General features: G+C 68.7%; 7 protein-coding genes and 1 rRNA gene. All 8 read right to left on the bottom strand.

Translation table 11 applies throughout. The annotated features are described in order from the left end of the window. Positions 1-918, bottom strand: a 918-nt coding sequence (locus ACWDTI_RS15780; RefSeq protein ID WP_449739039.1) for a copper transporter, incomplete at its 3' end; no start/stop codon positions are given. A gap of 3 nt (positions 919-921) precedes the next feature. Then, on the bottom strand, positions 922-2,109 hold the full coding sequence (steA, locus tag ACWDTI_RS15785) for a putative cytokinetic ring protein SteA (protein WP_449739040.1): 1,188 nt from the start codon (positions 2,107-2,109) through the stop codon (positions 922-924). Between the two features lie 84 nt (positions 2,110-2,193). Continuing rightward, positions 2,194-3,948, bottom strand: a complete 1,755-nt coding sequence (recN, locus tag ACWDTI_RS15790) for a DNA repair protein RecN (protein ID WP_449739041.1) — start codon at positions 3,946-3,948, stop codon at positions 2,194-2,196. Between the two features lie 2 nt (positions 3,949-3,950). Next, positions 3,951-4,967, bottom strand: coding sequence for an NAD kinase (locus tag ACWDTI_RS15795; RefSeq protein ID WP_449739042.1), 1,017 nt, complete (start codon positions 4,965-4,967; stop codon positions 3,951-3,953). Positions 4,968-4,984: 17 nt separating this feature from the next. Beyond that, the gene (locus ACWDTI_RS15800; protein ID WP_449739043.1) at positions 4,985-5,851 is read right to left on the bottom strand and encodes a TlyA family RNA methyltransferase; all 867 of its coding nucleotides are present in this window, start codon (positions 5,849-5,851) and stop codon (positions 4,985-4,987) included. A 13-nt stretch (positions 5,852-5,864) separates the two neighbouring features. Then, positions 5,865-6,161, bottom strand: a complete 297-nt coding sequence (locus ACWDTI_RS15805; protein ID WP_449739044.1) for a hypothetical protein — start codon at positions 6,159-6,161, stop codon at positions 5,865-5,867. 13 nt (positions 6,162-6,174) lie between these two features. Continuing rightward, the gene (locus ACWDTI_RS15810) at positions 6,175-8,421 is read right to left on the bottom strand and encodes an HAD-IIA family hydrolase (RefSeq protein ID WP_449739045.1); all 2,247 of its coding nucleotides are present in this window, start codon (positions 8,419-8,421) and stop codon (positions 6,175-6,177) included. Between the two features lie 129 nt (positions 8,422-8,550). Continuing rightward, positions 8,551-8,645: ribosomal RNA gene (rrf, locus tag ACWDTI_RS15815) — 5S ribosomal RNA — on the bottom strand; the annotation flags it as partial.

Here is an 8,645-nt window from a genome sequence, read left to right on the forward strand (position 1 = left end):
CGCCGCCCCCACGGTGATCGCCGTCGCCTTCGGGCCGGTGCCGAAGGCGGCGGTGCGTCCCTTGGCCTCCTCGCCGAGGACCAGCACGGTGGTGATCCGTCCGGTCTGCTGGTCGACGTTGTCGACGGTGGACACCGCGTTGCCGAGCGCCGGGTCGCTGCGGACCACCGCGATCGGGGACCCGCCGGCCGCCGACCCGGTGCGTCCGACCAGGGCGCCGCCCTCGCCCCGGGCGGACATCGCGGCGGCGAACCGACCCACGAGCTGCCCCTGGGCGCCCGAGTCACTGGGCAGCGCGTCACCGCTGACCACGACGACGAGGTCGGCCGGCGAGACGGCACCGTTGGCGTAGTCGATGAACCCGCCCTCCTTCAACGCCTGCAGACCGAGTCGACGGTCGTCACCGGACGCGGACTGGGCGCCGTTCGCGTGCAGGACCAGCGACCCGAGGAGGTCTCCCACCCGGCCTCCGGAATCGGTGAGCTCGGGTCGCAGGTTCGTGCCGGCGGGGATGGTCTGATCGACGATCGTCCGCAGCTGCTCGGACTTCTGATCGGTCAACAGGGTGTCGGTGAGGGCGATCTGCCCGGCGAAGCGCCCGCCGGCCGCCGAGACCGATTCCTTGACCGCGTCGACGTCGGCGTCGGCCGCGTTCGGGGTGGTGACCACGAGGACCGACTGCCCTTTGAGCGTGCCGGCGAGCAGACGTGGTGCGATGGCCGCCTCGAAGCTGTTGGCCGAGTTGACCTGATCGTTGAGTTGGTCCCGGTGTTTCTCGAGGTCGCCGATGCGGTCTCGGGAGGTCCCGGTGAGTGCATTCATCCGGTCACCGATGAACCCCGAACCCAGGAACAGTCCGACGGCCAGCGCCAGGAACACGGCGACCAGCGAGATGGCGTGCTGTCGGGGGGAAATCATGCGCTACCTGTTCCAGACGCCCTGGGCCCAGTCGACGGCGTGGTGATACTGGACGACGGCCCAGTCGGTCACCTCGGGTCCCCAGCTCGACAGCATGACCGCGGCGATGATGGCGATGAGCGCGGCGAGGATGACGCACGCGATCGCGGCACCGGAGATCCGGCTGCGGTACAGCGTCGCAACCGCCTTGGCGTCGACCAGTTTCGGGCCCACCTTGAGCCGGGTCAGGAACATCGACGGATTGCTCTCCCGTCGCGACCGGTCGAAGAAGTCGTCGAGCGTGCCCCCGTAACCGACGGTGACGATCAGATCGGCCCCGTGGTAGTCGGTGAGCAGCAGCGCGAGGTCGGCCGCCGATCCGGCCGCCGGGAAGGTGGTGGCGCCGATCCCCAGATCCTGAATCCGCGACAGACCGGGCGCATGACCGTCGGTATCGGCCGGGAGCACCAGTTGCGCACCGGATTTCAGCGTCGTCGCCTTGATGTCGTCCGGGTCGCCGACGATCAGCGCGGGCCTGTAACCCGCCTTGATCAGGGTGTCGGCGCCCGCTCCGACACCGACGAGCACCGGTGAGTACTCCTTGATGAACGGTTTGAGGGCTCGCAGATCGGTCGCACGATCGGCCCCGTCCGCGACGATGACGACGTGGCGCCCGTGGAAGTCGATGTCCACCTCCGGCACCCCGACGCCGTCGACGAGCAGCGGCGACTCACTGCGGATGAACTCGATTGTGTTGCCGGAGAACGCCTCCAGGTGATCGACGAGCCCCGTCTTGGCCTCGATCATCTTGTCGGCGATGACGCTCTCCTCCAGTTCGGTACCCATCGCGAGGCGACGGTCTCCGACGTAGAGCCGGTCGTTGTCGACGCGGAGTTTCGCGCCGTCCTTGACACGCTTGAACACCTCGTCGCCGACGTTGTCGAGCAGCACGATGCCCGACGCCACGAGAACCTCGGGACCGAGATTCGGATAGCGCCCGGAAATGGATTGCGATGCGTTGACCACCGCGACGACGTTGGCCTGCACCAGCGCATCGGCGGTGACGCGGTCGAGGTCGACCTCGTCGAGAATGGCGATGTCGCCGGGGCCGACTCGGTCGAGAAGCCGCCGGGTGTTCTTGTCGATCCTGGCTATTCCGGTGACGCCAGGAAGATCTTCGGTCGTACGGGCAAGCAGGGCAGGCATCTTCATGACGCCCATGATTGACGGGCGGTCGCGGACCGTTTGGGAGGCGCGCCGTAACAACTGCAACTTTTGTCACATGAGTAACATGCGCTACGCCGTCGTCTTCTCCGATTCCGCGGTCTCGAGCAGCTCTTCGGCATGCGCGCGGCCGGTGTCCGAGTCACCGAGCCCGGCGAGCATCCGGGCGAGTTCGGCGATGCGTTCGTCGCGGTCGAGCGTGCGCACCGAACTCGTGTGCAGGCGTTTGCCTCGTCCGTTTCCGGAGTTCTTGCCGATTACGAGGTGGTTGTCGGCGAAGGCGGCGACCTGCGGGAGGTGGGTGACCACGATGACCTGATGCGCCCGGGCGAGGCCGGCGAGGCGGCGCCCGATCTCGACGGCCGCGCGGCCACCGACGCCGGCATCGACCTCGTCGAACACCATGACGGAACCGCTGGTGGGCTCGGCGAGGACGACCTCGAGCGCGAGCATCACCCGAGAGAGCTCGCCACCGGATGCCGATCGCGAAATCGGCAGCGGCGGAGCGCCTTTGTGGGCGGCCAGGCCGAACTCGACGCGATCGGGACCGGCCGACCCGGCATGGGCGCGGACGCCGTCGAGGTCGATGGCCAGCCGGTCGTCGTCGCCGGCCGGGTCCACCGCGACGTCGACGGCCAGCGCCGCGTCGCCCATCGCCAGGCCGGCCAGTTCGGCGGATACCTTGGTGGCCATCGACTTCGCGGCACTGCGACGGCGCCGGTGCAGGGTCGCGGCGGCGTCGGTCACCTTCTGTTGGGCGGCAACGGCCGCGGACTCGAGCTCGGCGATCGAGCCTTCCGGGTCGTCGATCTCGGCGAGCCTGGTCTCGGCAGCGGTGCGCCAGTCGATGACACCGTCGATGTCGGGGGCGTACTTGCGGACCAGCGCCTTGAGTTCGGCCTGCCGGGTGAGCAGCTTGTCCAGTTCGTCGGCGTCCGCGGGGAGATCCGCGACGAACGACGTGAGCTCCTCGCCGACGTCGGTGACGACGGCCAGCGCCTCGGCGACCCGCGGCAGCAGCGCGGAGAGCGAGTCATCGGCCGCCGATTCGAGGATGCTGCGGACCTGGCCGAGACCGTCGACCACCGATCCGGTGTCCCCCGTGACGATCTCGCGGGATTGCGCCGCGGCGGTCCGGATCGATTCGAGATCGCTGAGCCGGCGGATCGTCGCGGCGAGTTCAGCGTCCTCCCCGGGTTGCGGGTCGACCGCGGCGATCTCATCGATTCCGAACCGTAGCCGATCGGCCTCCTGCGCCAGCTCACGGGAATTCGATCGCCGGATGTCGAGGGCGTCGAGAATGGTCACCCACTCGTCCCGCGCGGTGCGATAGGCCGACAGCGCGTTCTCGACCGTGGTGCCGGCGAACGCATCGAGGGCGGCGCGCTGGTGTTCGGGTTTCAGCAGCCGCAGTTGGTCATTCTGACCGTGGATGGTCAGCAACTGATTGGTGAAGCGTCCGAGGGCGCCGACCGGGACCGACCGCCCGCCGAGGTGCCCCCGCGACCGCCCGTCGCTGCTGACCGAGCGAACGGCGATCAGGGTGCCGTCCTCGTCCGGGTCCGCCCCGGTGGATTCCAGCACGTCGGAGATCACCGGGTCCGCGGCCGACTCGGCAAGACGGAAGCGGCCCTCGACGGTCGCCTTGGTGTCCCCGGTCCGCACCCGGGTGGCGTCTGCACGCGCGCCGGACAGTAGGTGCAGGCTGGTGACGATCATCGTCTTGCCCGCGCCGGTTTCGCCGGTGAGGACGGTGAATCCGGGCGGGAACTGCGCCGACGCCCGTTCGATGACGCCGAGGCCCTCGATGCTGAGTTCTTCGAGCATGCTCAGCTCTGCCTCCCCCGCCAACCCGTCACCGGTAGATCGAATTTCGTGACCAGACGGTCGGCGAACGGGTCGGAATCGATCCGCACCCACAACACCGACCGCTTGCTGCGCAACACCTCGACGCGTGCGCCCGCCGGGACGTCGATCCGGCGGCGGCCATCACACAAGGCGATGGCCGAACGGCCGTCCTTGTCGATCTCCACCGCGATCCGCGAGCGCGGACTGGTCACCATGGGCCGCGCGAACAGTGCGTGCGCGTTGTTCGGGACCACCAGGATCGCCTCGAGGTCCGGCCACATGACCGGGCCGCCGGCGGAGAACGCATAGGCGGTGGACCCGGTCGGCGTGGATACCAGGACCCCGTCGGCGCCGAACGCCGACACGGGACGACCGTCGACCTCGGTGACGAGTTCGAGCACCCCGTTGTTGGTGCGGTTGAGGATCGCGATCTCGTTGAGCGCCCAGGTGCGCACGGGTTCGTCGCCCGGTCGCGTGGGGTCGATGACGGTGACGTCGAGCGTCATCCGCGGCACCACCCGGTAGTCCCGGGCGATGAGCTGTTCCATCACCTCGTCGACCCGATTGGCCTCGGCTTCGGCGAGAAATCCGATGTGGCCGAGGTTGATCCCGAGGACGGGAACCTCGGCCGGATAGGCAAGTTCCGCGGCGCGCAGGAACGTGCCGTCACCGCCGAGGACGATGACGACCTCGCATCCCTCCGCGGATGCGGGGACCGCGGATGCCACCTCGACGGCGGCGCCGATGCTGCGCAGTTGGTCGGGGTCCACCCGGTGGTTGCCGGGGCGGCTGGGCTCGGCCGGCAGCTCGTCGGCCGACGACTCCATGGGCAGGTCGTGGACCTTTGTGTCATGGTCGACGACGCGCAACTTCACCCCGCCCGCCGCACAATGTCGGGCGATCGATTCCATCGTCTGCATGACGACCTCGCGCCCGGTGTGGGCCACCACCAGGAACTCGCGATGGCCGACCTGATCGGGGACCTCGTCAGCGGTCACAATCGTCCCTTCGTCGGTCACCGGGGCCCGTTCTCCACAGCGCTTTCGATCATCGCGATCAGGTCGTCGTCGACGGGCACATCTGTTCGATCTCCGACCCTATCGGCATCCACCGACGCCCCGTCGTCCCCCTCCGGCTCCTTGCGCAGCCACAGAAAATACTCGACGTTGCCGGACGGCCCGGGCAGCGGGCTGGCCACCGCCCCGTGTGTCACCAGTCCCAGGTCACGCGCGGCGCGAGCGACCGCCACCACGGCGTCGACACGCTGCTGCGGGTCGCGGACGACGCCACCGGACCCCACCCGATCCTTGCCGACCTCGAACTGCGGTTTGACCATCGGCAACAGGTCCCCGCCGGGTCGCGTGCATGCAGCCAGTGCGGGCAGGACCAGGCCGAGTGAGATGAAGGAGAGGTCGCCGACCACCAGATCGACTGTGCCACCGATATCTTCGGGGGTGAGATGTCGCACATTGGTACGGTCGTGCACGTGCACGCGAGGATCGTTCTGCAGCCGCCACACCAGCTGCCCGTACCCGACATCCACCGCGACGACTTCGCGCGCACCCCGCCGTAGGAGAACGTCGGTGAATCCCCCGGTGGAAGCGCCGGCGTCCAGGCACCGCCGGCCGTCGACCGTCACACCCCGGGGCCCGAAGACCTCAAGCGCACCGAGCAGTTTGTGGGCGCCGCGGGAGGCCCAGTCGTCACCGACATGCTCGACGACGACGATGGGTGTGTCCTTGGCGACGTTGGTCGCCGGTTTGGCGGCGACCGCACCATTCACCTTCACCAGGCCGTCGGAGATCAGGACGCGGGCCTGCTCGCGCGATCGGGCGAGTCCACGACGCACGAGTTCGGCGTCGAGCCGTGCACGCGCGGCCACCCTCAGCCGTTCTTCATCGAGGATCGACGTCTTCGAGCGCTGATGTCAGTGTGTCGTGCGCACGTTCGAGGAGTTCGGTCTGCCGGGTCAGCGCCGCGATGTCGAAGGTGTCACCGGTTTCCTGCCGGATGGCGTCGACGTCGGCGAGCACCGCTGCGACGTTCTCGGTCACGACCTCCGGCGAGGTGTCCTCGCCGGAGCCGGGTCCCGCCGAACCGCCCGCCGATCGCGGCATCATGTGCGGCGCGGGCCGCGCCGGTCCGGGGACCGGCGCGGATCCGGGCTGTGGTGACTGATCCGGTTCGCTCATGATGCCCTCAACGCTAGCGCACTCGGGTGACACCCACCGACTCCAGCAGGGCCTGCACGGCGCCGTCGACACTGGTCACCGAGAGCTCGGTCGGGTCCAGCCGGTCCTCGTCGATCGCCTGCCACACCACGTGGGCCAGCGCCGGCACCAGGCTGTCGTCGTCGGCCGATCCTGTACGGCTGACGGTCGCGACATCGCCGGTCACGTCGATCTGCCAGCCGTCGTGCACACCGACCCGGACGACCTCGGCGTCGGTGAAGAGTCCTGTGAGGGACTTGATCACGAACGTCGGTCGCTGTTCGGGCGGAGCGACGAGCAGGTCGGCGGCCGAGCTGACTCCGGTCAGGACCAGCGCACTGTCGATGCCGACCGAGTGCGCCCCTTCGATGTCGGTGTCCAGGCGGTCACCCACGACGAGCGGCTTGGTCGCCTTGCTGCGTGAGATGGCGTCGGCCATCAGCGGGGCTGCGGGTTTGCCCGCCACCAGCGGCTGCTGGCCCGTGGCATTGGCCACGGCGGCGACCATCGATCCGTTTCCGACGAGGTTGCCCCGTTCGGACGGAAGGGTGGCGTCGGTGTTGGTGGCGATCCACAGGGCACCCGCATTGATCGCGAGCGCGGCTTCCGACAGCTGCGCCCACCCGGTTTCCGGTGAATGGCCCTGGATCACCGCGGCGGGTCGGTCGTCGGCACTGCGGGTGACACCTATGCCGACCTCGCGCACCTCCTGGGCGAGACCGTCGGTGCCGATGACCAGCGCACGCGAACCCGGCTCGAGGTGCTCCGCGAGCAGCCGCGCGGCGGACTGGGCACTGGTCACCACTTGCTCCGCGGTCGCCGAGAACCCGAGTTCGACGAGATGCTCGACCACCGCCGACGGACGCCGGCTCGCATTGTTGGTGACGAAATACTGTGGCGTGCCGATACTTTCGAGCGACTCCTGAGCGCCGGGCAACGCTCGATGCCCGGCGAAGACGGTGCCGTCGAGGTCGAGGAGCAGCGCGTCGTACCGCTTGCCGAGCACCGTCGCCGACGACTGGGAGGTGTCGGGAGCGGTGGCCTGCGCCGAGACCGGTGCGTCCACTGCTGCCGACGGGGTGCCAGGGATCGCCTCGGCATCCATGTCGGGTACGGGGGTGGGCACTACTGCCGGTGCGGTGTCGGCCGACACCTCGGTATCGATGTCGGGGACGGGTGTGGGCACTGCTTCCGGTGACGTGTCACCGGTCACCTCGGTATCGATGTCAGGGACGGGTGTGGGCACTACTTCCGGTGAGGTGTCAGTGGTCGCCTCCGCGTCCGTGTCAGGGACCACCGAATCGGGAACCGGCGTGTCCTCGACGCGCGCCGGCTCGGCCACGTCGGCAAGGCCAGGCGTGACGGGCTCCTCGCTGCCCGATTCCTCGCTGCCCGATTCCGCGACAGTGGTCTCGTCGACAACAGCCTCGTCAACAACAGCCTCGTCGACAACAGCCTCGTCAACAACGTCCTCGTCAACGGCGTCCTCATCCGAGGTGAGTCCCATCAACCGGTCCTCGGCGTCGGTCATGTCGTCGATGTCGGCAGACGCGGCGTTCATGAACCAGGTCACGGCATCGGCGGTCCGTCCGGCGGCCTGCAATGCCGACGCGTACGCGTAGTAGAGACGCGCCGCAGCAATACCGGTGCGTCCGGGCGTCAAGTCTTCGGACTGCAGTGTGACAACGGCGCGGTCCGGTTCATCGAGGTCGATCCGGGCGCCGGACTCGACGATCCGCATCTCGGTGGCCTCGTCGCCGGTGAGCGCACGTCCTTCCTCACTGCGGGCGATCTCCACCGCGCGGGCCGGACGCCCGAGTCCACGTTCGGCGTCGGCGATCAGCGGCAGAAGCGCCGTGTTGCCGGTGATCCGGCGCGCCGCACGCAACTCGGACAGTGCTTCCTGCCATTCGCCGGCGTTGTAGGCGGCGATCCCCATGGTTTCGCGCACCATGCCGACACGGCCGGCGCGACGACGAGCTGCGCGTGCATGCTCGAGCGCGAGTGCAGGGTCGTCCTCGAGAAGTCGGGTGACCATCACCAGATGGCGGGCGACGTTCTCGGCGTTGGTCTTGTCGAGCGTGAGCAGGTCTCGGCGGACCTCCGTGTCGAGGTCGGATGCGGCGACGTCGTCGGGAAGGACGGGCTCGTCGGGCCTGCCGGCCGAGCCCGTCCCGCGGGGTGAGCGCCGCGGGCGGTCAGGTCCTCCACCACGGCGGGGGTTGCGGTCGCGATCAGTCATGGCAGCCAATCTATGCCTCGGAGGGGGACGGAGAAAGAATGACTCCGGAATACCGGAGCACTCCAGACATGAAGAAAGGCCCTGCATCCGATGTCGTACATCGAATACAGAGCCTTTCTCTGAAGTTGTGTTCGGCGGTGTCCTACTCTCCCACACTGGTTAGGGTGCAGTACCATCGGCGCTGGAGGGCTTAGCTTCCGGGTTCGGAATGGGGCCGGGCGTTT

The sequence above is a fragment of the Gordonia sp. NPDC003424 genome, from assembly GCF_053588655.1.